The organism is Nostoc sp. 'Peltigera membranacea cyanobiont' 210A (genome assembly GCF_002246015.1).
GTDB lineage: Bacteria > Cyanobacteriota > Cyanobacteriia > Cyanobacteriales > Nostocaceae > Nostoc.
Genome location: NZ_NOLJ01000017.1, coordinates 38491 through 65178 on the forward strand (window position 1 = coordinate 38491; position 26688 = coordinate 65178).

Here is a 26688-nt window from a genome sequence, read left to right on the forward strand (position 1 = left end):
TCCAAAATCTAAAATCCAAAATTGGTATTACCCCCTACGGAGTAGAGCAATACTGGTTGCAGTTCCAATGGCACTGCTAAAAATATCGATTAAGCCTTTGACATTGGCAGAAATGCCGTTATAAATAGCCATTCCCCCACCTCCAGCTATCAATACCGCCAAAACTGGTGCAAAGATGCTTAGGAAACATAAAAATGCTACATCAGATGCTAATTCAGCACCAGACTTCACCAGGACGACGGCTGCTAAACCTACTAAAATGTTGTAACCAAGTTGAACACCAAACAACGAAATAAACCCTGTCAGCCACGCCCAAATAGGACGACCTTGTAATGGCAGCAAAGATAAACCAACTGCGATCGGTGCAAATAATGCTGTTAGCAACAGAGCAGCTTCCAAAATATTTACAAAGCCCCATTGCAGGGCATACAGGATAAAGCGAATAATGGGGATGGCAGTATCTCGAAACACACTACCTGGATCGTTGGCAAACTGAACAGCAGTACCGATTTGACCAGGCAAAGTTCTATTCCAGAGAAAACTAGCAAAATCTCGTAGTGGTTGGAGTGGAGATTTAGCTTGCTCTTCAGCTTTGGTAACAATTGCCTGTGCTTGGGCTTGCTTTGAGTTCCAGCATTCAACTAACTCTGTACCGACTTTTCCTTGACATTCGCTATAGAGGTTTTCTAGCTGTTGTCTAGCGATACTGCTAATTGCCACATTGGTAATAGCATCTCGAAATGTTAGTTCACCAACTTGAAGCTGAAGAACGCTTTGCACTTGGTTGTAAGCGAAGCCTCGGATAACAGTAATTGTCTTCGCCAGCATATTGCCGTTGGCCCCCAAGAAAATCATAATCACGAAGGGCCAAACAAAGATTGATGCCAGTTCTGACCATGATTGCTTTTCAATGATTTCCTTACCAGTGGTTAGCGCCACAAATAATATGCTGGCGGCTCCCAAGGTGATGCCCAATTTAATCAAGCCAATCCATAATGCTGAACCGAGCGGATCTAAAGTAATTAGCCAGACGGTATTCCACGACTCAACTGTGGCGCGAGAAAGTTCTAAAGAACTGGAGATAATTTCTAAGGCATCAGATTCTCCGCCTGTTACTGGAAATGATTGAGCAATAATGTGCATCATGAGTGTCGAAATCAAAGCTACTGCTTGTCAGAACCAAGGGTAATGCCACCAGGCATGATCAATAAGCCCGCCTGTTGAGTGGCAGCATTGCCTGCGGCAACACTCTTACGGCGATCGGCAGTATTGATGGCTGAAAGTTCCTTGGCTGTTTGAGCGGTTAAGGTGTTACTCAATGCCCTGTCAATGCGTGCTTGCTGGGCTTCAATAAGCATCCGCTCGTTGACGCGACTGGTAAGGGCAGTCTGTTGGGATAGGTTTTGCAAAATCTGTTGGGTGACATCTAAATTTTGGGATTCCTCACCCAAGCTGACGTTTTCTTGAGTATCTTGTTGAGTAGCTTGCTTAATTTGAGCCATCTGACTTTGGGCTGTTTGGCTCAAAGTAGCCTGATTAGCGATCTCTGTGGCAACTGTTCTAGTAGCATATTTACCAAGGTCTTCACGGATACCATAAGAGCTTTGACCATTGGTTTTGTTCTCCAAAGTTTCAGACAGCACGGCACCAGGATCGTTGTTGGCAGAACCGTTCATGATTCCTGCCAAAACTTTGTTTAAATCTGGAATTTGAATTGCACCCAAGGCAGAATTGAGCAGATTGCCAAGAGGATTAAATAGGTCATTTTGAGCGAAATTTTTGACATCTCCCACAAAATCATTGATTTGAGATGCTGTGTCTGCGGTGAAAATACCACTACCAGTAGTTTTGTTACTAACAGCAGCAGCTACTGGATCTCGACCGTTGTCTTGAGTGCGAGCAAGGGCTGGACTGGCGATAGAACCAAGTGACAAAATTAGAATCGGTGCTATCAATCTGATAGAGGTAAGTTTAGATTTCATGATTCACCTTCCTTAATGCAGTTTTTAGATATATCAACTTGCAATCAGGCTACTTTCAGCCTGTTGGCCATCGTTATTCTCTGAGCGATCGCCTTCTTCTTGCAGAGATGCTCCGCTTTGGTTAAGCCTGTCCGCAGGACTTACGGTTGGGCGTAGCCAATCGCGCAATGCTGTGGTTTGATGTATCTCTTGACCAATATGCTTAAAGCCTCTGTTTTCCTTCAAAGCCGGAATGTAAGCATCTGTAAACGCTCTCAGTCCTAACAGATTGCCTTTAGCGGTATCTGGATACTGAGCCATCACCCGTTCTCGTGCTTCCCGTTCATCCTGGTTATTGGCAACACTGGCCAGCATCATCTCTCCAGGGTAAAAGCGGGTACGCCAGAATCTACCACCTGTTTCTACTAGCCAGCAGGAATAAAGGTCGCTGGTACGGGGCAAGAATGCTTCAGTCGCATTTTGACTGATAATATTGACGGGATAGCCCAGATACTGTTGGAAAGAAGCAATACCGCTACTGGTAATACGTCCGGTAATCCGATAGGTCATGTTCTGCATAATTTGAGCGCCTGTCGAACACTCACAAATGGTATCCGGGTCTTGGGACATCAGCAGAACAGCAATGCCTTCTTTCCTTCCCGTGGCACAGGTTTCGCCTATAATCTGGGCAAAGCCATCTTTACGTAAAAGCACTGAAAGCTCATCGCCAATAAACAAACTCTTGGGATGGGATAGAGCATTACGGATACAGGCACTATGGGCGTTAATTGCCATTAAGTAAGCATCCTGTTCGTTACTCAATCCACTGAGGGCAAAGAATTTAATCGCCGGTAATGGGGAAAAAGTGCTGGGACGAGCGATCGCTTTGCCCAACCTAGATGCTAGTAAAGCACTAACCTGATTTTGGATTTGGTTAAGTGCCTGTCGGTCAATCTCTTCAAAGGATCTGAGATTGAGACGTTCTCTAGTGCAGAACTTGACGAAATCTGGTAGCGTGGGTATCTGCTGCCATTCTGGTGAAAGCCAGCCCATCTCAAAGGCTCGGTTGTAGCGAGTAATAATTTCTGGGTCTTTTAAAAATACGTCCAAAGCTTTGACTAGTAAGGCATCAACCCGTTGAGCTAGATGGGGGTTTTCAACTTTACCCATTGCGATCGCTGTTAATGCTTTGCGAATAAAGTCCTTCCAAGACTCCATGCGCCGTTCCCGTTCTGACTTGTCGAAGCGTCGCAAATCTGGGGGTTCCAGTAGGTTACTGCTGCCACTGGAAATATCGTAATATGCTCCTTGCTCGCCCAAAAGCTCAATCGCAGTTTTGAAAGTGCTGTTACCACTAGCAGAGATATCCATACCAACAACGGGAATATTGTTCGCTAATGCCTCTAGAGCAAAGCGCCATCCCAAAACGCTCTTTCCTGAGCCAGAAGTACCTGTAATTAGAGCGCGTCCAATCTGTTGGTGAAATAAGTCAACATAAATAGGCTTGCCACCACGACTGGTAAGGAATTCTACACCTTGTTTATCAATGTCCTTGGGGACAGTTAGGGGCATAATCCCAGACACAGTACGGGTATCTAAAGTTATTCTGCGTTCGCTGAGATTGCCTCCGTGTAGCAACCATTTGCAGGTAATCGGCAGGGTTTGCAGCCAAATTTCCCAAGCAATATTACGCTCTCGAATTACTTTGGCAGTCTCAAAACTGTTAGCCAATAAGTTGCAAGCGTGGGTTAACTCTTGGGCACTGTGACGATAAACTAGAAATACAGGCGCACAGTGCAACGCTTTCGTCCCTTCATAGAGTCGTCGTTGGGCTTCAAAGGATTCCTCCTGTTTGATTTCCGCTCCAACGTCCCGTCCTTGTCCTTTGGTTATAGCTAAAGTGCGGGCTGTTTTGGATTGTTTTGCCTGACGTGCCAGGTTGTCTTGGATTAAGAAGTCGTTGCTGCGGCTGATTTCAACCCAAGCTTCTGTATCGTGGACGTAGCTGTAAGCAAGAATTTTCCAAACCCACTTTAGCTGCTCTTGGGCATTAGACCAACCGACGGGGGGATCTGTTACAACCATGACTCCACAAACCTTGCTTTTACCTGTCAAGTAAACTCGGTCATTATCTCCCCGATGTTCGGGACAAGCAGAACGTCCCTGTTGTCCTTCAATCAGTAATGTACAGATGTGCTTATCGGTGGTTAGGGTTTCTGTTAACTCCAGTCCCGTCTCAGTCTCCTTCAGTGTAATGACTTGGGGAATAGGAGGTGCTGCACCCTCATTAAATCGATTCCAAAGCCACTGCCACAAATCTGTAGCATTGCAAGGTGTTACTTCTAAGCCAATTTTGGTATTGAGCAGCAATTCCCACTGGATAAATCCTTGCTGAAACCCTTGCAGTAATAGCTTTTTGAAAAACTCCTCTTGGTAAATGCGTTTGTTCCCTGTAATCAGTTCAACTGCCCAAGAGCCAAATTTTCTGAATTTTTCAATCAGTCCACCTACAAAATCCTTTTGCTGTGAACCAGCTTCATCATCGCTCGTCCAAGTACAGAAGGCAATTTGATTCCAGATTTGGCGAGAACCTGCTTCCTTGAGTTGTTCCACCCGCAATTGCTCGTTGCGAAGCAGCACAGAAACTGGTTTCAAGTGGCAATCATCTGCTAAGGCAGTAAGTGGGGTTTGGCGTTTATGAGGGACTCCCCTGGTAGAGTCTGTCCGCAGGGGATATGACTCAGTATCATCACTATAACAGCCTGTACAAAAAGTAATTTTTTCACCGGGAGGTAGTTCTTTCAAACCCTCTTCGATAGAGTGGGCAAATTCGCTGACCTCATTTTCATGCAGTATGTCATGCAGTCCAGCGATGCGAAACCCAAACACGAGTTGATACTGAGAGTTGCCTTTATCTAATAACAAGGCAGCCACTTCACGATCATCTTTCTTAATTTCTGCAATACAGCAGATGTTTACCTCATTTTGGAAAGGCATGAGCTTACTTTTGCCTCCATATTGATTCGGTACAATCAGTGGCTTGAATCGGATTTGTACTTGCGAGTCTGCGTAACGCCGACGCACCCACCAGGGTCGATATTCGGGAATCGGTGAGATGTAAATGCTGTTACTATTGCACCACTCTGTTCCCGGTGGATTACGCCATCGATCTAAAAACTGATGGGGCTGTTTGCCTGTGAGAATCCACCAACTGATAATTAGCCAGAAGGAGGTGGCAAAGAACCAACCCATACCCAAACTGAGTAAACCATTGGTGAGAACATAGCAAACTACAATGATGGCAATCCAAGGAAGTAGCTGTTCAGCCGGAATTGGCCCAATGCTGGCTTGCTTGCCTAGAATCTGATTGACTTTGATGAATTCTCGATTGTCTTGTGCCATATTTTTGTAATTCTCTGGTGCTGCATTAGTAGTCAGTCAACCAAGAAGTGACAAGTGAAGATAAGGGGGAGAATAGGACTTTTCTTCTTGTCAATAATCTCTCAAAGTTGTCTAGACCAACTATGCTCATCCCCCACTGATGAATTCTGACGAATGTTTTCTGACTTCTGAATTCTTATTTAATGGGTATAAAATTCAAGTTGGGTTTACCTGATGGCTGATGTTGTTCCTGCGCCATTACCGACAAATATGAAAGTGATGACATCAATGGCAATTACGATGGAGAACGCTAAACCAACTTGAGTAACAATCGGTCGCCAGTCGTTACCTTGCTGGGCTTGGTTATAGGCAAATAGAGAAGCAGCAGCAACCAGCAGCAAGAATGCACCTCGGATGAGGTTAAATGTCAAACCAACAACGTTGGCATCCAAAGTGCTAGTGGAACCGCCTCCTGCTTGGGAACTTTGTTGAGCTAAATTGTTGAAGAAGCTTTCCAACCCGCTTAAGAAAATAGCTTGGGCTGGAGTTGTAAAGGTATCGAGTAAAGCGGTAACAGTGATAATGGCGGCAACAATATGCCAGAAGCGAATTTTTCTACCTAAATACTTTTCTAAAATTGGTACTGTGCGAATTACATACCCAATACTCAAGAAAACAATGGTGGCACATCCCAAAATAGTGACGAATATGGGTTTGGTAGCTAACAAATAAATTCCAATCGCAAGACATAGTAAAATGAAAAGTAAGTCAGTGCGGTTAATTTTCAGGTTTCTCAAGTTGGTTGAAAATTTACGAGATGACAGCAGTTTTAACTGAGAAATGTGAGATTTTGTGTTGTTCATTTTTCTGTTCTCGTTTGTAGAATTAAACTTGCATTTCTGGTTTGCTGGCTTTTCTTTGAGTTTGTTTCTGGCGTTGCCTTGCAGTATCTTTATCAGTCTGGGCTTGGGTAGAGGGAGCTGATTGCTGATTGTCCAGTAGCGTTTCTATCTCACGCAGGGGGATGCTACACTGCAAAATCTCTGGGGGCTGCCCTGGTACTAAAACGGCATCAAGCACTTGTTCATCGTTACGATTAGGGTTAAATCCTTGAAGTAGGCGTGTACCATTGGGCAGTTTTACTACTTCAAACTCGTACTTGACTTTGCCCTTTTCAGTCCAGGTGAATGTCGGTTCATCGTTGCTGTTAAATCGATTAGGTAGTTGTTCTTGGAATTTTTGAATCAATGCTTGGGTACTGGCTTTGAGAGCGTATTCTTCTTTCGACTGTGGCAGTTTGCAGATGCCCGTTTTTTCATCAGGGGTGAGATTGTCTTGTGCGATCGCCCACTGTCCCTGAGTGCGAGTACCAGCAAAGAGTGTTTCACCTTGGGTATTTTCTAAAGCGATGGCTACGCCCGCCGCAGGCATCGCTACCTGCTTGTCCTGTGGTTCTACCCATAAAGTTTTGTTACTGGAAATGGCGATACCTGCTTGGGGTGATTGGTCAAATAACTCACCAGCAACTTTGGCAAATCCAACTAAAGCATCGGCACAGGCAGCTTGTTGTTGCTGTGCTTGGCGTTTCGTCAGATGTTCTAAAATGTCAACGTCTGCTGGTGGCTGGTTAGCAGAGTTAGGTTGGACAATATCTGCATCAGTTTCTGACTCGACAACAGTAGAATTATTCTGTGGTGCTGCCATCTGTTTTTCCAATCGGCTAATTACCATTTCTAAACGGTCAAGTCGCTTGGAAAGAACTTTCAGGTAGGCTTCAATTTGGTCAAGCTGTTCGCTGACGCTGGCATCCTTATTTAATTCAAATGGTTGAGATTGGTATTTGGGGTCTATTTGCGAACCAAGATTGTCTACTTTCGAGCCAATTTTGGTAGCAGCTACAGCCAGTGGATTGTCTGTGACTGATTCTTCAGATACAGTTTGAAAATCTTGAGACTTTTGAGACTCTGGTGAGTCCGGCTTTGCTTCTTGCAAGCGACTGGCTATGTTATCTACGCGGTCATTCTGCTGTTGCAGTTCTTTGAGAATTCGTTCAAGCCGCTTGGAATCAGCTTCGGCTGCTAGCTGTTCCAAAACTCCCTGTCCTACCGCAATTCCCAGAGATGCCAGTTGTCCTGTTAAGCCTGCCAAATTCACCCCATTCACTTCTCGTCCGTTGGTGGCAGCTGTGGCACTTAAACGCGAAGCTTCGTCTAGAGGCTCTCTGGATTTGGAGTTTTTGGCAGCAGTTTTATTGGTCTTAGCCCTGTCCTGAGTTTTAGGTTGTGTTTTAGGCTGAGAATTACTTTGGGTTTTAGTTGAAGTTTTGGCTTGAGTTTTAGTTTGGGCTGCGCTAACACGACTAACAGATGGGTCGTCTTCTTCACCTAAGTCATCTAGGTCGTCTAGTTTAGTGTTGAAATCATCATTTAATAGGTCGTCTAGTTCGTTGTTTGTATCATCTATTTCTTCATTTTCTTCATCTAAATCGAGCAGGTCATCTTCTAATTCATCATCGAGATCGTCTAGTTCTGTTTCAGCAAAACCGCAAATTTCAGCAATGTTAGAAGGGGTGAAGTAGTTTTCATCTTTGCTGGTAATTCCTTCGAGGTTTTTAATCAGGTATTTGCCACTGGTTCTGTGGTTGGGATCATTAGTGAGGTAGAAGCGATAGCCTCTAATCTCGTCATCATCCCCACCTCCAACACAGAGTTCTACTGTGATGGGGGCTTTACCCGATTCCTGGCTGTAGTTTTCTACATAGGCTTTAAAGTCTTCGTGGGACTGGATAGAATCATCTTGAATTGAGGATGCGATCGCTTTATCCAATGTGTTTTCAATATGGCGGAGTTTGCGGCGATCTGTCAGGTTTTCCCATGAGCGATTTTGAGAATTTTGTCTTTGCTTAGGTTTGGTCAGTGTTTTGGTAGCCATAGGTACTCAAAGCTGATTGCCTTAGCAGTTAACCTAACAAGACTTGATTTAAAAACAGCTAGACCAAATGGCGATTTATAAGTTGTCCAGTTGGCTAATGTTGACAGTTAGCAGTTTTATGAACAAATATCCTCTTAAGGATTAAGAAATTTGCGCCTATCCTATAATGTTCTAGTAAACTTTACTAGAACAATTTAGTCTACTACCAACTGTGAAATGAACAGTACAACACAACCATTACCACCCCCAGGTGGGATTGATCCTCTCTCACTACCATCTGTCTCATTAGGAAATCGGGCGACACTTCCAGCAGTGCCAGCAGTCTACTTCTGCATAGAGGCAGACAACAAAATACTGTATATAGATTCCACACTCAATCTAAATCAAAAGTGGATTGCCAATAGTCAATACAGTCATCTCGCGGCGATGTCCGATGTTCGGATCGCTTGGTTGTTAGTAGATGAGCCTGAAAACTTGGAAGGTATAAAACAAGCCATGATTGAGTATTGGGAACCAACACTTAATGACTGGCGCTACAAACTACAGCTGATTCAAGATTTAACTATCGACGGGTGGCATGATTTCCAAAAGGTGAACTTGGAAATTTGGGCTATGTACAGAGATGCTGTGATGCCCACGCCTGCACCTGAAAATATTGCTGCTGCTTACCGAAATGAAATTAGAAATAAGGCGCAAGAATTTAGAAAGGTCAAGTCTCAGGAGCGCCGCCAACGACTTGATCAGCTGCGGGCTGAGGTACGAGAACTAGAGAGCAGTGGATTTGTACCCCCAGCTGGTTGCTACCTCAGCACTTACAAAGTGAAAAAACTCTATGGCTGCTATGAATACTGGAAATTGTGGAGTCATTACCCAGTGTTCCCGGCAAAAATGAACGACAAGCAAAAAGCGTTCTGGTTAAGCCAGGGCAAGGACTACCAGAAAAGCGGCAAGGTTAAAACCATGCATCTAGGGAAGCCTGACACCTTGGCATACAACGTAGCAATACAAGGGTTAGCAACTCGTAGGCGTATTGAGGCATTGCAGCGAGAAATTGAAGTGCTGCTATGGAGTTTCGACGATGAGAGCAAGGAATAAAGATAAACCTAACCCATATTGTTCTAGATTGTTCTAGTAAGCTTTACTAGAACAATATGGGAAGGCGCACACCAAGAAAAGCGATGTCTTTGTCGTTGGTGCAGCCTCTCGTAGAGAAGTGCGGGCTACGCCTACACAAGTACTACTCAGAATTATCTACATTTAATTTGACTTTGAAATATTGTCGCTTTAGCTTCGAGTCGCCACGATTTGCATACTGGTTAGATTTTTCAAAAATGGTTATCAGTCCGCGTTTCTCCATTTCCTTAAAAAACCACTCCCATCTGGCCAAGTCTTCTGGTGTAGCAGTAAATCGCAAATCGTTAATTTCACCCATCAGCATCACCCCATTTGACTGTATCTAAGAACTCAATAGCATCACTTCCCCAGGTGTCCCAAACTCTGTTTCCTGGTTCACAGTCTTCTTCCCATCCTTGTCTAGACTGTCTAGCCTGACTATCTTCACCTACTGCTAAAGTAGGAGGGTCAAGAACATCCAAACGAGATTCAATCAGAGCGATCGCTGCTGCAAGAGTTGCAATCTGATCTCTGTCCTTCCTAATTTCCCCCATTAAGCCTATCTGACTATTAGCTATACGCCGTTTCAACTCATCCACCTCTACATTGCTAATAGTTGGTTTAGCTTGGGTAGATTGAATAAGCAAAGGAACTGTTAGACGATTCTTTAACGCATCCAACACAAATTCTTTAAGAGAAATACGCTCATCCTGCGCTCGTGCCTTTACAGCCTCAAGTAGTTCTTTCTCGCCCTCTCCATCAAATTTGATGTTTAATTGTGGTCGGCTCATGACTAGACTTGACTAGACTTGTCTACCCAATAATAGAACAAACTGCTTACTTTTTGTCCCTCTCCGTAGGCGCAGCCTGCCGTAGGCATCGCTCGTCTCAATTATGCTTCTTGGGTTAGAGATGGCGAAGCTATCATGAAGTGCAAACTAAACTGTTTTGATAGAATTGCATTTCTCCACCAGGTCGATAACGCTAGATGTTCACTCCGCCAAAATAGCCGAAAATCAATCTTCTGATTTTGATACATTTCATTGATAGGATTAGAATAAAGACTGTTTTTAGGATCAAAGCTTTCGGTAGAGTAGCTGTGTTTCTTAAGTTTATTAGCTATAGTAAGGAATTATATGGATATGCTAGATGATCTTTATATACTAGATGAAAATCAACAGCCTATTGCTCCAACAACTCTTGAGCAGTGGTCTAAGTGGCGAAAAGATGATAATAATCTACAAGTAGATTTAAGTGTTTTTTCTTGGGGAAAAGTTTCTACAATCTTTTTAGGAAAGGATTACTCAAATTTCCCTAATCAAGAGCCACAGCTTTTTGAAACTATGGTTTTTGGAGGTGAACACAATGGTCAATTCAGGAGATATTCAACTTGGGAGCAAGCAGTACAAGGACATAAAGAAGTTTGTATGTTAGTTAGTTAAGGCTATCGGGGAAAAAGAATCCTAAGATTAAAAGGAAATACGTTTAAATTCCCAAACTAACATCGGCCACTCATAACCATCAGAATCAACTACAGTTATGTACCATCTAAAAGAGGCTGTATACCTCTTTAATTCCATTGACTTAACTAACATATTATCTTCATCAGTAGTATCGTATCTATGACCGACTTTAATTAAATCACCTTCTCTTGTAATGGGCACTTCACATTCATAAAAAACAATGCCTCCATCGTCACCTATGGCAACGGGGAAAACATCAGGCGAAAAGGGATAAGCAATAACATACTGTTCTTGTTTTTCGGTTAGCTCAATACCACATTCTTTAACAATCTTCCGAGCTATTTCCGAGCGGTTCATGGTCAAAATTAATATTTATTAAGTGTCTGTGTCGGTGGTCAAAAGCTTATTGTTTATTTTATAAAAGAGGTAATAAATTAATCAAGTGTTAAATAATCAGAAATTTCTGTCTGTTCTAACTCACTTAAAAAGCCAGCTAATGCAAATGGACATTTACAACTTAGCTCTTGTTCTATAAAATCAGCATTTAGGTGATATTCTAGGCACACAATCTCAAAAATATCTTCAGTGGTTAATTCTAGATTTTCATCTAATTCCACTATCCGCGTTTCTATTAATTGAATTAGCTCTTTAATAGAGAAGTAAATTTTTATTTTGTCAGAGATTATTAGCTGATTTATTTTAGCAACTATCATTTTTAACTCTGCTCTTCTTTTTAAACGTAATCTTCAAATAGGAAAATACTGTTGTAATATTGGGTACAAAGAATTAGCAATTGCCTCAAACTTATCACCGTCTGGATAGGGACGAGAAATTTCCTCCGCATCTTCATTCAACCACACTTGCCGTATGGGAGTGTACTCAAGCGATAGAATTGCAGTTCTCCACCAACCCGATAAGGCTAGATGTTCACCAGACCAAAATAGCCGGAAATCAACCTTATTATTTCGATAAGCTTCACTAATAGGATTAGAATAAGGACGATTTTTCGGATTAAAACTTTCGGTAAAGTAGCCTTGAAAATCAATTGTTATAAAACCTTTTTCAATTTCTGCTGTTAATTTAAAGCGAGAGTTTGGATAACGAGCAGATAATATTTTGGCGGCGGCTAATTCAACTTCTATAGGTAAAGTAGATAAACTCATTAATTAATAATTTCCTTGAATACCGATGCAAACATCAATAGACTTGTCCACAAAAGATAAAAAGCTTACTGTGAAAGAGTTCCAGGAACTATAATTGCAATAAAACACGGATTATGGCTGAACGTAAAAATAAGGGTTTAGGGATGAAAATATCAGAATTATGAAAAGTTTTGAGAAACATAGGCTTCTAAAAAGGTCAATCTAAAGGCTGATAGTTCAAATATTATGACTTAGTATAAATGAAGCATTTAGATGCAGTCGAACCAATCCACATACTGCCATCATCACCTGACTATAACGATGTAGAGCTAAACGAAATCTATCACTAGCTACTCTAAAAGTCTTGACCCTACAAATGAGATGTTCAACACCAATTCTTCTAGATGATAATTTTTTATTATCTTCTTTTTGAATCTCTGAAAGTTCGGCTTTTTTGGGCTTCTTCAAAGGTGTGGTAATCAATTTTTCTCCTATATAAGCTTTATCCCCTAAAAATCTTTGTTTGGCATCTAGATGTTGGCGATTATTCCTAAATAATGTAATATCGCTTATTTTCCCTAATTGTCCAATGCAAATATCCACTATATCTTGACCACCTGGCAATACTATAAATTGATTTTTTAATGTGTGCATTTTCTTCTTGCCTGAATAATATTTTTTTTGCTCTTGATAGTCCCCTGGTCGTTAAGATAGCTTGCTCTGCACTATCTACTAGCAATTCATACTCACACAGGTTTTTACATAATTCTTGATATTTTTTATCATCATTTTTTACTTCTTCCACTTGGGATGCAGGTAAAATTTCTCTGAGGATTTTTACCCAATAATTAAATGTATTATTTGCTTTTGTTCTCGACACATCAAACAGTAATCCCAGAATCTCAAATGTTGGCTTCTGTCTTAGGTATACTAAGCATAGACATACCCCCTCCGCCGATGTCATTTCTGCTTTACGTCCTCCTCCAGCAGCAATTAACCTAATTTTCCTTTCTTCCATTTCTGCTTTTTTCTCTAGATGCTTTTTTTCTGCTAATGTTACTAATACAATAAAGTCTTCATATTTTATTCCAATTAATCGCTTTGATTCATCGGGATATAATTTATTCTCTCTAAAGGGCTTGTCATTATTAATACGCATAATTACATTTATTCCGTTTATTTTCTCACAAAATTTATTTTAAAGATAGGTCTATTGAAAAGCTGATACAAGTGATAAAAACTATCTGTTATTTATGGATAGGCTTACACTGCAATCAGGCAAATAGGCAACTCCAATTCTAATGATAAGTTTGATAAATTCATAGATATTTTTTGCTGCCAACTCATAACCACATTAGGGACACCTTAGCTGAGTTTTCCCAGGCTTAACATCTTCAATTGAAACTAAGGTTTTTTCTAGAGCAACGCCATACCTAAACCATATCTGCAAATATCCTTTATTTGATACACCATTCTTATGGGCTTTACTTCGGTTTGAAAATATCTTTAATATATCAAATAAAAGCTAGTCTAAAATCAATAGTTTTTAAGAAAAATTCTTATTGGATTTCAAAGTTAATCGTAAATTTATAAAAGCGCCTATACTATTTTACGCATTTAAATAATTTTTTTACCACTTTAGTTCAGCTCTATATCCTGACTGCTAATATGGTGTCCATTATGTGATAACTCATGTTTTCTGTGAGGTGATCGTTCCCTCTCTAAAATCATCGCTTCTAGCTCACTGGCACGTTTTTCTGAAAGTGGAAATATCTCCTCACCCGTCTGGAGATTACCTCGACAAATCGTCCGCTTACCTTCATTTCTGACAATAAAATCACCACTGGGTTGCACATAAGCAGTCCAATGGCTACCAATTTTAAACTGCTCAATTTCATTACTTGCAGATTGATTGGCTTGTCGCTGTTCGTAGGTAGTAGCGATCGCCCCTACCAAATTATCAAACATTTCTTTACGCCAAAGTTCACGGTGAATGGCTCGGAATTGCCCAGCAGTATCTAATTTTGGTTCTGATTCCGGTAATGGAACTTCTGGCAGATTGATTGACTCAGGATTAACCTTGAGGATAATACTAGAGCCATCTGGTTGCAAAGTAGCTGCAAATGTCGCACCAATCGGCAGTTTCGGACTGTCGGGAGCAAAAGTGCCTAAATTCTTGCCATCAATCTGTAATATCGGTGTACCGTTGTAACGATAATGCTCTGGGTGTGATTCGGGTAACTCAAAAACTCCTACTTCCAGAGTAACGCTGCGCTTTTTCCATTGCTTACTAGCAAAGTTTTCATTGGCGAAGTCGTTGTATTTGATACCCAACACTTTAATTTCATCAAACTGAAAATCTTGAAGCTGCTGACATACTTCTTCTGTAAACAGGTTATATGCCAAAGCACCAACACCTGAATCCTGACGTGATGTTGCCCAACTATGATCTGCTGGCGGGATAATTCTCAAATCCTTCGGAATATTAAGTTCATCTAAATCGTTAATGTTTTCGCCAAATTTAGCAGCTAATTTATCAACTACTTTGGGGGATAAGTCTTTCAAAGCAAATTCAATCAGAGGTAATTGAGGATGAATAGTGGCATCAAATTTAATTCCCTTTTGTTCTAAAGATTCTTTCCATTTAATAGCACCTGCACCGAAAGGAACACTCAAAACATAAATATCCTGTGGTAATGCAACACTTGGCAGTTCATAATCGTTCTGAAACGAAAACGTAATTTCCATCTGTTCTGCCAGCTTTAAACAGTCTTTGCGATGCCGATCTAATTCTGGACGGGTGTGTTGTGTGTGCCACAGCGCTGCCGCGCCTTCTCTGCGAGACGCTACGCATTGACTGAGCCTGTCCGCACGACTTACAAACCTCTCTTCTGGACTGGTGAATAATTCATCAATTTCCGCCCGATAGCTTTCGTAGAGCTTCCCTAGTTCCTCATTAAAGGCTTCCCTGTCATCTCCCACCCGTTCCTTAATCTGGTCTCTAGCTTGCTGAAACCTTGTTTTCAGTTCGTCGGCCCATTCCAAGGCATCTACAGATAGCGTCTCTTTGGGAAACAGGTAGCGAAACTCATGCCTATCTCTGCTGCGAATGCGTGTTGGTTCCCACAAAGGATTGACTACAACTCTTGCAATCACGTTGATTGAGCCGGGAGCATCCGCAGGCATGGCAAAGGAGCGATAAAGCCGTTCATCTTTCTTAAAGTCAAAGAAGTAACTGGGGTGAGACTCTGACCATTTTTTGGCATCGGCGAGTAAATTTTCTCCACCTATTTCCTTGATATCTTCCAATCTTTCTGCACTTTTGGGCGAATCTACCTCAACCTGAAGTGCCTGAAATAGACGGTTTAGTAGCTTCCTTTGTCGTTTTTCAAATCGCTCGATATTCTCACTGTTTTGGGGCATTGATGACTGTACACGTCCAATGTTTGTTGCTACCAGCCCTACTTTATTTTGACTGCTGGCAGCAGCAATCTCTGCTAAATTTTTGTATTTTAAGTTGCCTTCTTTATCTGTAATTTGCGTATACGCCAGCTTAGGGCGTTGTTTAACTGGCTCAAATCTTCCCGGTTCACCTGCGCGGAGAGTTTCTTGGGCAATATTAGGTAGTTTACTGGCAGAACTGACCATTAATTGGTCGCCGTCAAAATCGGCTTGGTGGTATTCCTCGGCATCCTTGGGGTGAATCCAAACTACGTTGCGAGTTTTCCTCAATTCTGGATCGTGGATATTTTGGTAGAGGCGGATGTTGTCTGAGTTGACGATGGGGTAACGGGTGAGAATGACATCTCCTTCTGGTAGATGAGGTACACAGATTGTGCCACGAGTTAGGCGATCGCATGGCATTGCCATACCCGAATTATGGTTATATCCTCCCTTAATCGCTAAGTCACGCCATTGATTGGCTATGTAATCGGTGGCAAATTTGCGAAATTTGGGGGTTTCAATCAATTGACCATATTTATCGCTGCGTAATAGGGAAATCCAACGAGATTCCTGTGCTTGGTTGTTAGCATTACTCTCAATTTCGTTAAAAGCTTCTTCTGATTGCTCTTGCTGCGATCGCTGTTGTTTGTCATATTGTTGAATGATATATTTTGCCAACACCAAGGGATTGCGCTGCAACTCGGCAAGTTCTCTAGTTTTTTCTTCGGTGGGTTTGCTCAAATCTTGTTTGACTGCTTCTTCTGAGTACCAAATGGTAAATTGCCAACTATTATCGTAGCTGGTAGCTTTGGCGTTACCTCGATTCCCGATAACCGCTTGGGGAAACTCATAGTCACCGCAGGGTATTAAGTTTTTGAGTTCCGACTTTTTAATGCCTTTAATTGAGGAACGATCCATAATAATGTCGTAGCCTTGGGCATCAGTCAAATTGGCATCGGGTAGGAAAGTACCTTTGGATAAGAAACTGGTTTTTGGGCACTGGGAATTATCTGGTTCAGCCCAATTACTTCTCCAGGCAAACCGAAATTGGAATGGACAATTCCCTTCTCCTCCCAATTGTTTGGCAAGTTGAGGCGAAATCTTGCCGTGACAGTCTCCTGTTTTATAATGAGCATACTGCGGATCTTCAAAGTCCACAATTTTAACTCGCAGCCCTGTAAAAGTTTCTGAGCCTTTGTAGCAATTGCTAACTAGTAAAGAACCATAGCGACAGGCAGTATCCGGTTCTGTAGCGAATAAGCGTCTAATTTTTTTATGCAGTGAACCATCAGCAAAGTAATAACTATTGCCAGAACTGAAAGCTAACTTGCGTCGGATTCCATCCTGAAAGGTTCTTTGTCTTAAATGGTTGGCATCTGGATTTTTACTGTCAATTTTAACCAGTAGTAGAGATTGTAAATCTTCTGCTTCAAACATCTGTTCGAGCAGAGAATTTTTAATGATTTCTGGTTCAGATAAATATCTTCCCTTACCATTGTTATACGACCCATCAAAGATAGGTATACTCAGACCAGAACCTTCTAAGACTCTAGTGGTTAAATCCATTACCAATAATCTATTAGATAGCTTATCTAGCAAGCATGAGACTCCAATATTCACCTTGGCACGAAATTACACTCGATAAAATCATCCAAGTGGATAATTTACTGATTTCATGGCAGACGGTATTTTATACGGTATTAGCTCTGCTAGCAGACTCCCAAGAAAGTTAAATAGTTGAACAGTGCTTTTAATCGTATTATCATTGTTCCACTGTGTTACTGAGGCTACACAATTTTGAAGCTACCACTAGATTTTATGAATAAAAGAATTCAACGGCTAGAAGATGGTTTATTAGTAATGCTTTATGACGATGACGCAGATTCACCAGGAGATGAGTTGATCACTCCTTCTGATGATATATCCCAAGATGAACATTACCCTGAATATGCTCATCTCAAACCTGGTGAAAGCATAATAATTAAGAAAAATCCTATCAAACCTACATCAGGTTTTTATTATCCAAGTGGATATGAAGATTTAGATGAATTTCTCAATAGCGATCCTGGAGCAATTGATAGACTAGGTGATGAAAGTTCAACTACTCGTGGTTGGCGACCACCTGAACCCGATGAATCTTGGTAAAACTTCCCTTAAGAGGCACGCATTAATAAGTTACCTTTTTGAATAAATGAAAACCTTGATTATCAGTTTTTTTGATAAAGTAGGTAGTTATTTCAGTGTAAATCCTTAAGCTCGATTTCCCAAACTTTTTATGCTGATAACATTTTTAAATAAGCTGTTTGTACAGGTAAATAAACTGTAAAAATACTGCCTTTTCCTACAGTCGATGAAACAGAGATATTCCCTTGATGGGCTTCAACAATTTGACGGGATAAATATAATCCTAAACCGTTTCCTCGACGTTGATGCTTACCCTGTCGAAAGCGATCAAATAAGAGTAATTGTTCTTCTGGATTCATGCCAATACCTGTATCCTCTACTTCAATCGTTACCCCTTGAACAGTGGAATTGAGGCGAACTTCTACTGACCCAGCATCGCTGAAGCGAATGGCGTTACCAACTAAGTTAGTGAGAAGTCGGCGTAGTTCCAGGCGATCGCCTTTAACTCTAACGAAAGAAGCTTCAGTACCCTTTGTCAAGACAGCTTTGAGAGTTAAATGTTTAACATCAGCCAAAGGCATTAGTTCTTGCACTACCTGCTGACATAATTCCCACAGATCAACCACAAAGAAATCCAACGTTTTGCCTCCAGCTTCATACTGGTAAACTTCTAACAAGGTATCGACCATTGACAACAAAGTTTGGTTACTCTGAGCCATTTGTTCTAAAGATTCACGCATTGCTGATAAGGTATTGCCAAAAACACCTCTTTGTAGCAACTTTAGGAATTGGTCAGCAGCTATCAATGGAGTTCGCAGGTCGTGAGTGAGACGAGTCACAAAATCTTCCCGTCGCTGAATGAGGAATAGTTGTTCATCCATACTGTGTTTTAGTCTCAGCAAAGCCCGCACCCTGGCCAGTAATTCCTTCTTATCTACAGGCTTGCGAATAAATTCATCTGCACCTGCATCTAAACCTTTGACGACACTTGATTTTTCAGAACCTGTCACCAGCAAAATTGGGATAAAAGGTAAGTTTGAGTTGTGCTTAATTTGCCGGGTAACTTCATAGCCATCCATATCCGGCATCACTACATCAAGCACTACCAAATCGGGAGGATATTCGGCAATTTTTACCAATGCTTCAGCACCACTGTCGGCTATGATCACGTTGTATCCCTTCAGTTTTAAGGTGACTTGCAGTAAGCGGAGGCTGTCAGCTGAGTCATCCACCAGCAGAATTCTTTGGTTTCTTTGTTCTGAAGTTATATTCCAAGATAAAGTGTTCATAAAACGCCTTTGATAAACCTAATTTCTTTTGAGTAGAGAAAAAGAGTAATAAAGCTAAATTTCGTTGTCAAAAGTGTATTTTCAAGCGCCATGCTAACCACTACGCAGCGATGAAGATTCATCAGATTTTTCTAAAACTCAAGGCACTGGTAAATATAATTACTAATTCGTAATACTCGCCTCCGACAAGAAGCAAACTACGTAATTGGTAATTAAGAAACTGGTTATAGTCTCCCATCTCTACAGGTCACAACCTTATGATTGAGGTCTAAATTCCCATGCATAACGTAATTACGAATTGTTAATCTGGCTATGTTATGTGTAAGAGCCAGGGTTCTCGCTTAAAAATAAGCTACATCCTCCTCTAAGTGTGATGTGGACACAAGTCAGAATAAACTGTATTGGTTTCAGTTTAACTTCAGTGCTTTTATATTTTTTTATACTTTAGGAAGATTTTTTCAGAGAATTTTCAGATTAAAAGATGTCCATTTTGAACACTGGAGCTTTTTCAACAGCTAGTTGAGATATGTAGCCATTGATATATGAACTTTTCAGCCAATACTGTAAAAACTACTGGTTTCAACCTGGATGAGGTTTAATAACATTGAAATGCCACTTTGCATCTCAAGAGCCACATTTTGGCTAAATAGCTAAAATTTTTCGTCCAATGGAGTAATCCTTTCCTTGAAACCATATTCGACAGTTAAAAAAGTATAGTTACCAAGCTGCTGAGGTAAATGATGGTAGATATTCGAGTAGCAATTATTGAAGACCACAGCTTAACGCGGATTGGGATGCGTAGTTCTCTCAACGAGCAAGAAGGTATTCAAGTCGTGGGTGATGAAGCTACAGCCTCCAATGGGTTGAAACTGCTCCAAAGTACAAAACCAGACATAGCAATCATCGATATTGGCTTGCCTGATAGAGACGGAATATGGCTGGTGCAGCAGTTTCGGGAATCTTTAGTGTCGGAAACTGCTGCACAGACTAAAGTAATGATGCTCACTTCCTTTGCCAAAGAGCAGATGGTACTGGCAGCGTTTGCAGCCGGGGCAGACTCTTACTGTGTGAAGACAATTAAGTTCGAGTTGTTGTTGGAAGCACTGCATATCACCCATGAAGGTCAGTCTTGGATTGATCCAGCGATCGCTCGCATTGTTCTCAAGCATACTCGTCAAGGAGTGGCTGCTGCGGTAAAACCGAATGCTACTCAAACGGTGACGATCTCTGCAATTGACCCAGAGCAAGCAAGCATTCTGCAAGCAGATCCACTGACAAAACGGGAACTGGAAGTCTTGGAGTTAATTGTCCAAGGCTATAGCAATAACGAAATTGCCCAGAAACTCTATCTCAGCTTGGGAAGTGTAAAAGTATATGTGCGTGGGGTTTTGAACAAGCTTTGTGCAAGCGATCGCACTCAAGCAGCTGTATTAGCGTTGCGGGCTGGTTTGCTTAATTGAAGTCACTGTACAGAAGCTGCTGTACAGTGCTTGATTGTTAACTTGAGAGGGGAGCGATGTCTACGACGGTCACTGAGCTTTGTTGTACCACTTCCCTACGGGACGCTACGCAAATGTGGAAGCAAGCTACGCGCAGCGTCTCGTGGAGAAATGCGGGCTACGCCTACGCGCAGGATTGACCGAGGAGAATCGTCTGCATAATACTAACTTGCGTTGTATACAAGGATTTTCCGCTACCACTCTCTAAGTCAAAATAAGTAGCAAATCGTCGTAGTTTTCCCGTCGTCAATTGCAGCAAATAATCAAATGCTTCCGCAGCAACTCGCTGGTTAATGCTCAAGGATTGGCTATTGAGCAAAGCCATTTGTTCACAGGACAAGTTGTTGTTTGGCAACTCTTCTAGTTGTGAAACCAGTAGATCGGGTTGCTGTATAGTTGGCGCAGGTAAGCGAAAGCAGCCTAAAGCCTCGAAATCATAGTCATTGGGGTTAGTAGACAGATGAGAACCTAATAGTACCTGACCACTACGCTTGGAGTTACCGCAATCCAAATGCCAAATGTGAGGCGCAGAGCGATGAGTGTTGTGCTGAAGTACTTGGGTAATTGACTCTCTGGCTTTGGCATTGTCTACGCAAGCAGTGACAACAATTAGGGTATTGTAACTGGGGACAATCCATTGGGGTTGGAAAGGTTGAGCGATCGCTGTAACTTCCATCTTCCAAGCCAGGGAGTAGCGCAGTGCCAGAGTTTTGGCTTTGTTGAATCCGATTTCTGCATCACAGAAGCACTGGCGTAAAACGTTAGCTGACTCAACACGATCCGGGTCAACAAAGTAGAGTTTCACCTGTTTACCTTGCTGAGAAAGAACTCTACCTAACCGAACCAAAGAAGGAGCCAACCAAGAACCAGTACCGCCGCACCCAACTAGCCACAGTTCTATCTTCGAGTAGTTGACAGTCACGACAGGAGAAGCATTTGCCAAATCAAGATTTAGCTCCATAGTACGGTTGGTTAAGTTGATACAGGTATTGGTGAGGGGACAAGCATTTGCTAAATTGAAATTCACCTCCATAGCTTCTCCATCACATTTACAGGCGGTACATCGGTACTGTAAAATTTACAGCCAGATGAAAGTGAGACATCAACCATAAAAAAGTCTCGGTCAATTTCAAATACTGCTCTAGCAGGTACATCCCAACAGTGGCGAAACAGTCCAACCCGTAATTTAATCTCTGGTTTCAGGGTATTAACTCTACCTAGTACTCCATAGATGCGAAAGCCAGATTCATCAGCATTATCGGTGGTAGAGAAAAAGGCAGGTAAGGAACCGTGGGAATGGATGTCTACAGCCGCTTTCTGGTGGGAAGAGTCACTCCCAGAATCAGTTGGCTGGCAGCTAGTTGGAGTTTGAATTTGCTCTGGGACTTGTAAATCCCAGCCTGCATCAGTACAGTGGAGGTGAAAGAGAATTTCATGAAATTGATTGCCAGCTTGATAACTCGACCGCCACATTTCTAGTAGTAGCGGTTTGGGAATTAAGGGAGTGATTTTGAGATAAGGTGTTAGGTGAGGTAGCCCTTTGATAGTTTGGGAACACAAGCAAATAGGCATTAATACCTCTATGCCAGGACGAATGGCTCTAGCAAAGATGCCATTTCCGGCATAAAGGTACTCTAGTCCACTGCTGGTGTGTGTTGGCAGAGATGAAGTTGTGACAAGTTTGTAACCAATAATACCTTCAAGCAATGAGTTCATCGAGGATTTCCTGCACAAGCATAGCGACACTTTTCTGATTGCCGATAGGCACAAGGTCAGATACAGGATAGGTTGAACGTCTGCATCTTCTGTGCAGTTTTAGAAGTTGGTGGCGAACATCCTTGTGGTATTTTTGTGATTTACTTATTGTTAAATGGTTGGTGAAAATACTGGAAATAAACAAATTCCAAGCATGGTTAATTGATACACCATTAGCAGCAGGTGGTTCGTTCACTCCCCAGCAAACCTGTCCAGAACTGTAGACATTGGGTAGTGGCACATGAAAGGCTGGTGCTTGAGGAGTAAACTCATGTTCTTGAATTGCCCAAACCCAATATTTTAATCCCTTGCCCACAAAAACTATTGCAGGTAGCGGAACGGTTAAAGATCCAAGTTCATCGCAATTGATTGTATGAGTGGCTGGTGAGATAAATTTTACCAAATATGTGTCTGTACTGCCCGTACCCCAGCGCACAATTCCTGGTTCCATCCAACCAGTATCAATTGGTTCATTGCTAAAAGCAATTCTCAGGGCTGCCGGTGAGATACATTTGTAAATATGAGCATCGGCAATTTCTTTGTCTCGGTGGTGGAAGATGTAAATGCCATCCAAAAACAGCAATTCTGCTTGAATTACTGGAGATTTTCGGGGAGGGTCTGCCAAAATTGCTCGTAGAATCTCGCTGGATACAATTGCTGTGGATGTAACGTCGATTAACGTGGTTTCAATGCTTGTTTCCATAGTTTTAGTAGGATTTGAGCATGAGGTTTTAAGTCTGCTTCTAGCCAATCAATTAAGTTGGCTGCACAGTTCAGCATTCGGTTTGCTTGCTGCCATTTTCTGGTGAGCAAATCAATAGATGCTTTTGACCAAGGTAAAGAGGCGCAGTCAGGTTGGTAGTAATAATCGTCTGCGTACTCATCCAACCAAAGGTTTTTAGTTTCATGATCTAGCAGCTTTAAAGTTAAAGGCAGAAACTTTAAAGGATTATCTAAGTGATGACACTGGCGTTTCAGTTGTTTTTGGTCAATTTCGTCTGGGTGGTCGATGTCACTGTACGTAATTTCGTAAATTGCAAATTCACTATCAAACCAATCGCTACCTTCTGGGTATATGTCATCGAGCCAACGGCGACTGTCATGGCTAAAGGGTAAAAGTAGTTGCCAACCATCTTTGAGATGTTCAATTTCTCCATCCATTGTCCAGTCAATACCCATTGGGGTAATAGGAATGCTATGCAATCTTTGTTCGTAGGCTGTTTCTACAGTCCAGTGGGATAACGGAAATAGATGAGTGTAAATCAGTACAATGAATTCCAGTTCTCTGGGACTATGGCAATCTATATCTGTAGGTGGGTAAATAGTCGCTTGGCTGGCTTTCCATTCGGTAGGGAAGTAGTGCTGATACAGTGCTAGTAAGGAGTAAATGTTTAGTTGGGTTTCCAAATAATCGAGTGATTCTGTGGCATCTAAGGTAAATTGGCACTGATAAAGACTATAAATTGCCTCTGCCATACTGAGGGGTACGAGGTGAGACATACTTTCTACAACTCGCTATTATGGGGGTTGGAATTAAAGAAGAGATGCAGGTAGGGTGTGGGGTCTACTTCAGTCGAAATGCAAACTGCTGTAATTTGGACAATAATTTACCCCTCAAGTCAATTTCCAACTCCTTTTGTTAGCATTCAAAAACCTTCAGGGATAAGGCTAGATGTGGGAGTGCAGGCTGTTAGGGATTTTAGGGTTTGGTTGAGTGACTCAGAAAATTCTGTCCCAGATGCGATCGCTTCTTCAATCTGGACTGATAGTTGTCCTGCATTTTGCCAGTCAATTCCAGTGATGATCTGACGTTGACGCATTTGGTAGCACATTTGGACTGCGGGGTTGATTTCTTCAGGAGCCATTATCAAGCAATCTAGAGAAGAAGTACCTTTTTTACCGGGCTTCTTGATGATGCGAATGGGTTCTCCTGGTTGACGCTCAATGTCTGCGTTTGCCAGTTCAGCACAAAGAGGAGTAAAGGCATCCCGTAGTAATTGGTCATTAATGGCGATCGCTTCTGGAATCCAGTGCTGTTGACCTTCGTAGATAACAAGTAATTTGTTACTATTTGTAGTAGTCATGGCATTTAAAACAGTGAGATTTGCGTAGTATTACTGGCTAATTTAGTAGTATCTGAGCTAGCAGTTTCAGTGCGTACTGGAGTCTGGGTAGTGGGCGGTTTATTGGTTTTGACAGCTTTAGTCTGGGCTATATTCCGGCGAATTTGGCGATTGGGAAAATCGGCTTTGAGTTCGTCCAGTAGTTGAACAATTGCAGGTGGAAAATCACCGAGTTCTTCTTGATTGAGCATGGTAACTACAGGGAAATCACCGTGACTGCTAGCAGCAATCATTACAGGTCTATCTCCTGTTTGTTGTGTAGGTAGTAAAGTGATGACGATTTGAACTTTGCATTGCTCGAAAATAAATGGTTCTAGTTGATTTACCTTGTTGGTAGCAGATGTTTCTATGTCATCGTCATCTAACTGATGAGAGTCGATTTCATCTTCGGCGTAGCTATTTTCATCACTTACTGGTTCTAAAAGTTGTAAAAAGTTAGCTTTACCTGCACGCAAACGTTCCCTGTCAAATAGCAATCCTAAAGCTTGGAATTGTTCTTCAGCAGTGGTTTTTCCCTGTTGTTCTGAAATGTAAGATTTTAAGATTTCAGATGTAACAGTGAGGTTGGCTTTGACAATGGCCTGTTCTGGTGTTAGCCATTTTGTAGTCATAGCTTTTTTGGCCTTGTTAACTGGTGTGCAAGCAGTTGTGGCGGTAGCCAGAAGTAGAAACTGTTTTTGAGACTACGGTACTGCTAGACTAAAACATATCCCCTTTGCTTTTTTTCGGGAGCCATGTCTACGGTAATTACCCAATCCCTGACTTTGGAGGAGTTTCTCAAGCTACCAGAAACCAAGCCTGCAAGCATTTACATTAATGGTGCAATTATTCAAAAACCAATGCCAAAAGGGAAGCATAGCCGATTACAGTTAAGGCTATGCAACAGTATTAATGATGTTGTCGAAAGCGTGCATATTGCTTATGCCTTTCCAGAACTGCGCTGTAGTTTTGGTATCCGGTCAGTAGTACCTGATGTAGCGGTTTTCAACTGGTCGCGTATTCCCTTTGCTGCTGATGGGGAAGCACCCAACGATTTTCTGCTTCCTCCAGACTGGACAATTGAAATTCTTTCTCCCGAACAAAGTTCAAATCGAGTCACAGGCAATATTCTCTATTGCTTAGATCATGGTTGCCAATTAGGTTGGTTAATAGACCCAGAAGATCGTTCAATTTTGGTCTTCCGTCCAAATCAGCAACCAGAACTTTTACAGGGTGATGAGCGTTTGCCAGTGTTAGCCGGGATAAACTTGGAGTTAACTGTAGCTCAGGTGTTTGGTTGGCTAAAAATGAGCAATTAGAGAAACAGATGAAACACTATTTATTTTAGAAACGAGGCTTAATTAACTTACGTTTGAACATATTTCACTTTCCTAGTGCCAACCTACTTACAGCGCTTCCGGCTGTTATGCAATATAGTTTTCTCCTTGCCCCTCTCCTATCATCGCTTTCAGGTTTTAGGATGTACCTCATAGCTGCCGCAAGTGCTGTAAGTATCAAAAAATAGTTATAAGTAGCAGCCAACAAAACAGTAAAATCCCTGCTGTTGGCTGATAAATCAGTTAAAGCTATTGTTAAGTTAAAAGAGAGTCTTTGAAGTCATGAATTGCTGTTGCTGTCAAAGCATAGATAACTCGGCGCTTACGTATGATGTGAGTGCCATCTACAGGAATACCTTTCTTCCAAGCAGCAATAATAGCTTTCTTGTCTGCTGAGTAAACAGTCTTTTCTCTGCGGTATTTTGGAGATAATTGTTCTGCATCTATCAGCACCTCACAACTTGGCGGATTTTCTTGAATTGTGATGCGAAGTGAATTACCAATCATTTGCTCAGGTAGAATTCCTGCGGCGGTTTGTTCTAAAATAGTTTCATCTAATTTTTGTCGCCAGCGTTCTAGTCTTAACAGTGCTGATTGATGTACAGCTTTTAGATGTTCTAGTCGTTGCTTAATAGCCACTATTTCAGCATCCAGTTGTAATGCTAATTCTGCTTGGATATCAACAACTTCTTCTTGAACTTCCTGAGTTTCCCAAATAGCGGTGATGATAGCAGCTTCTTCTTCAGGAGTCTGGCAATTAGTTAGCTGTTTCCAGAGATGAGCAGCAGTTTGGGAAAGTCCTGCTAAGGATTGTTGAGCGAGTGCTAAATTCATGACTACCACTCCTCACAAACTTGGTAATATTCATATTCAGCTTCAATCTGTTCTAATATAGCTATAGTGCCTGAATCTAAATTAGTATTGAAAGATAAATTGGAAGCATTTTCTTGTGTAGGCTGAAAATTTAAAATCGGAGGAGCAACAAATTTAGGTTTAAGTTTTGTTAAAATAGCTGTTAATTGTTGCATTGTTTTGGTTGTGTAACGCCATCAATTTTGGCGCGATAGCGCACCTATCTGTGTTGGTATTCTCCCAAGTTTTTAGGAATTAACTTAATTTCAGATTATTGTTATTTTGTCAATATCAA

Annotated in this window: 28 protein-coding genes; 6 read left to right on the top strand and 22 right to left on the bottom strand. The window is 41.7% G+C overall.

The genetic code is table 11. The features are described from left to right. Positions 1–27: 27 nt before the first annotated feature. From CDG76_RS34295 to CDG76_RS34315, 5 genes are all read right to left on the bottom strand, one after another. Positions 28–1146 (bottom strand): hypothetical protein, encoded by a 1119-nt coding sequence (locus CDG76_RS34295; protein WP_094353283.1) that lies wholly within the window; start codon positions 1144–1146, stop codon positions 28–30. A gap of 17 nt (positions 1147–1163) precedes the next feature. Beyond that, positions 1164–1982: a hypothetical protein gene (locus tag CDG76_RS34300; RefSeq protein WP_094353284.1), complete on the bottom strand. Its 819-nt coding sequence runs from the start codon at positions 1980–1982 to the stop codon at positions 1164–1166. Positions 1983–2015: 33 nt separating this feature from the next. Further along, positions 2016–5363: a hypothetical protein gene (locus tag CDG76_RS34305; protein WP_094353285.1), complete on the bottom strand. Its 3348-nt coding sequence runs from the start codon at positions 5361–5363 to the stop codon at positions 2016–2018. Between the two features lie 206 nt (positions 5364–5569). Further along, positions 5570–6205 carry a hypothetical protein gene (locus tag CDG76_RS34310; protein WP_094353286.1) on the bottom strand — a complete coding sequence of 212 codons (636 nt, stop codon included), beginning with the start codon at positions 6203–6205 and terminating at the stop codon, positions 5570–5572. 22 nt (positions 6206–6227) lie between these two features. After that, complete coding sequence (locus CDG76_RS34315; protein WP_094353287.1) at positions 6228–8273, bottom strand: hypothetical protein; 2046 nt, start codon at positions 8271–8273, stop codon at positions 6228–6230. 216 nt (positions 8274–8489) lie between these two features. On the opposite strand from CDG76_RS34315, the gene CDG76_RS34320 reads away from it, so the two are divergent. Further along, positions 8490–9368 carry a hypothetical protein gene (locus CDG76_RS34320; RefSeq protein ID WP_094353288.1) on the top strand — a complete coding sequence of 293 codons (879 nt, stop codon included), beginning with the start codon at positions 8490–8492 and terminating at the stop codon, positions 9366–9368. A 142-nt stretch (positions 9369–9510) separates the two neighbouring features. On the opposite strand, the gene CDG76_RS34325 is transcribed toward CDG76_RS34320, so the two are convergent. Then, the gene (locus CDG76_RS34325) at positions 9511–9705 is read right to left on the bottom strand and encodes a hypothetical protein (protein WP_199331162.1); all 195 of its coding nucleotides are present in this window, start codon (positions 9703–9705) and stop codon (positions 9511–9513) included. Further along, on the bottom strand, positions 9698–10177 hold the full coding sequence (locus tag CDG76_RS34330) for a hypothetical protein (RefSeq protein ID WP_094353289.1): 480 nt from the start codon (positions 10175–10177) through the stop codon (positions 9698–9700). The genes CDG76_RS34325 and CDG76_RS34330 overlap by 8 nt, the downstream gene beginning before the upstream one ends. Positions 10178–10522: 345 nt before the next feature. On the opposite strand from CDG76_RS34330, the gene CDG76_RS34335 reads away from it, so the two are divergent. Next, positions 10523–10828, top strand: coding sequence for a hypothetical protein (locus CDG76_RS34335; protein ID WP_094353290.1), 306 nt, complete (start codon positions 10523–10525; stop codon positions 10826–10828). A 27-nt stretch (positions 10829–10855) separates the two neighbouring features. Here the strand turns inward: CDG76_RS34335 and CDG76_RS34340 are convergent, their stop codons facing one another. The 6 genes from CDG76_RS34340 to CDG76_RS34360 form a co-directional block, all read right to left on the bottom strand. Beyond that, on the bottom strand, positions 10856–11206 hold the full coding sequence (locus CDG76_RS34340) for a hypothetical protein (protein WP_094353291.1): 351 nt from the start codon (positions 11204–11206) through the stop codon (positions 10856–10858). 77 nt (positions 11207–11283) lie between these two features. Next, positions 11284–11562, bottom strand: coding sequence for a hypothetical protein (locus tag CDG76_RS34345; protein ID WP_094353292.1), 279 nt, complete (start codon positions 11560–11562; stop codon positions 11284–11286). A gap of 33 nt (positions 11563–11595) precedes the next feature. Beyond that, complete coding sequence (locus CDG76_RS34350) at positions 11596–12012, bottom strand: hypothetical protein (protein WP_094353293.1); 417 nt, start codon at positions 12010–12012, stop codon at positions 11596–11598. 216 nt (positions 12013–12228) lie between these two features. Continuing rightward, on the bottom strand, positions 12229–12645 hold the full coding sequence (locus tag CDG76_RS38845) for a transposase family protein (RefSeq protein WP_223265515.1): 417 nt from the start codon (positions 12643–12645) through the stop codon (positions 12229–12231). Beyond that, positions 12542–13150 (bottom strand): helix-turn-helix domain-containing protein, encoded by a 609-nt coding sequence (locus CDG76_RS34355; RefSeq protein ID WP_223265516.1) that lies wholly within the window; start codon positions 13148–13150, stop codon positions 12542–12544. The genes CDG76_RS38845 and CDG76_RS34355 overlap by 104 nt, the downstream gene beginning before the upstream one ends. A 479-nt stretch (positions 13151–13629) precedes the next feature. After that, on the bottom strand, positions 13630–17001 hold the full coding sequence (locus tag CDG76_RS34360; RefSeq protein WP_094353294.1) for an RNA dependent RNA polymerase: 3372 nt from the start codon (positions 16999–17001) through the stop codon (positions 13630–13632). Positions 17002–17036: 35 nt separating this feature from the next. Here CDG76_RS34360 and CDG76_RS39300 point away from each other — a divergent pair, with 35 nt between their 5' ends. After that, on the top strand, positions 17037–17168 hold the full coding sequence (locus CDG76_RS39300) for a hypothetical protein (protein ID WP_256874665.1): 132 nt from the start codon (positions 17037–17039) through the stop codon (positions 17166–17168). An 85-nt stretch (positions 17169–17253) separates the two neighbouring features. Then, entirely contained in the window at positions 17254–17580 is a 327-nt protein-coding gene (locus CDG76_RS34365; RefSeq protein WP_094353295.1) for a hypothetical protein, read from the top strand. Positions 17581–17708: 128 nt separating this feature from the next. Here the strand turns inward: CDG76_RS34365 and CDG76_RS34370 are convergent, their stop codons facing one another. Next, a complete protein-coding gene (locus CDG76_RS34370) occupies positions 17709–18848 on the bottom strand; it encodes a hybrid sensor histidine kinase/response regulator (protein ID WP_094353296.1) in 1140 nt (379 codons plus the stop codon). 740 nt (positions 18849–19588) lie between these two features. On the opposite strand from CDG76_RS34370, the gene CDG76_RS34375 reads away from it, so the two are divergent. Beyond that, positions 19589–20308 carry a response regulator gene (locus CDG76_RS34375; protein WP_094353297.1) on the top strand — a complete coding sequence of 240 codons (720 nt, stop codon included), beginning with the start codon at positions 19589–19591 and terminating at the stop codon, positions 20306–20308. Between the two features lie 163 nt (positions 20309–20471). Here the strand turns inward: CDG76_RS34375 and CDG76_RS34380 are convergent, their stop codons facing one another. The 6 genes from CDG76_RS34380 to CDG76_RS34405 form a co-directional block, all read right to left on the bottom strand. Beyond that, positions 20472–21380 (bottom strand): ThiF family adenylyltransferase, encoded by a 909-nt coding sequence (locus CDG76_RS34380; RefSeq protein WP_223265517.1) that lies wholly within the window; start codon positions 21378–21380, stop codon positions 20472–20474. Beyond that, positions 21371–22063 (bottom strand): hypothetical protein, encoded by a 693-nt coding sequence (locus CDG76_RS34385; RefSeq protein WP_094353298.1) that lies wholly within the window; start codon positions 22061–22063, stop codon positions 21371–21373. The genes CDG76_RS34380 and CDG76_RS34385 overlap by 10 nt, the downstream gene beginning before the upstream one ends. Continuing rightward, positions 22047–22805: a hypothetical protein gene (locus CDG76_RS34390; RefSeq protein ID WP_094353299.1), complete on the bottom strand. Its 759-nt coding sequence runs from the start codon at positions 22803–22805 to the stop codon at positions 22047–22049. Before CDG76_RS34390 ends, CDG76_RS34385 begins: the two co-directional genes overlap by 17 nt. Next, a complete protein-coding gene (locus CDG76_RS34395; protein WP_143854223.1) occupies positions 22778–23602 on the bottom strand; it encodes a hypothetical protein in 825 nt (274 codons plus the stop codon). The genes CDG76_RS34390 and CDG76_RS34395 overlap by 28 nt, the downstream gene beginning before the upstream one ends. Positions 23603–23748: 146 nt before the next feature. Continuing rightward, complete coding sequence (locus CDG76_RS34400; protein WP_094353301.1) at positions 23749–24186, bottom strand: hypothetical protein; 438 nt, start codon at positions 24184–24186, stop codon at positions 23749–23751. A 5-nt stretch (positions 24187–24191) separates the two neighbouring features. Continuing rightward, positions 24192–24836 carry a hypothetical protein gene (locus CDG76_RS34405; RefSeq protein ID WP_094353302.1) on the bottom strand — a complete coding sequence of 215 codons (645 nt, stop codon included), beginning with the start codon at positions 24834–24836 and terminating at the stop codon, positions 24192–24194. A gap of 123 nt (positions 24837–24959) precedes the next feature. Here CDG76_RS34405 and CDG76_RS34410 point away from each other — a divergent pair, with 123 nt between their 5' ends. Continuing rightward, complete coding sequence (locus CDG76_RS34410; RefSeq protein ID WP_094353303.1) at positions 24960–25523, top strand: Uma2 family endonuclease; 564 nt, start codon at positions 24960–24962, stop codon at positions 25521–25523. A 273-nt stretch (positions 25524–25796) separates the two neighbouring features. Here the strand turns inward: CDG76_RS34410 and CDG76_RS34415 are convergent, their stop codons facing one another. Continuing rightward, positions 25797–26375 carry a siphovirus Gp157 family protein gene (locus CDG76_RS34415; protein WP_094353304.1) on the bottom strand — a complete coding sequence of 193 codons (579 nt, stop codon included), beginning with the start codon at positions 26373–26375 and terminating at the stop codon, positions 25797–25799. A gap of 2 nt (positions 26376–26377) precedes the next feature. Beyond that, a complete protein-coding gene (locus CDG76_RS34420) occupies positions 26378–26569 on the bottom strand; it encodes a hypothetical protein (RefSeq protein WP_094353305.1) in 192 nt (63 codons plus the stop codon). Positions 26570–26688: the final 119 nt, after the last annotated feature.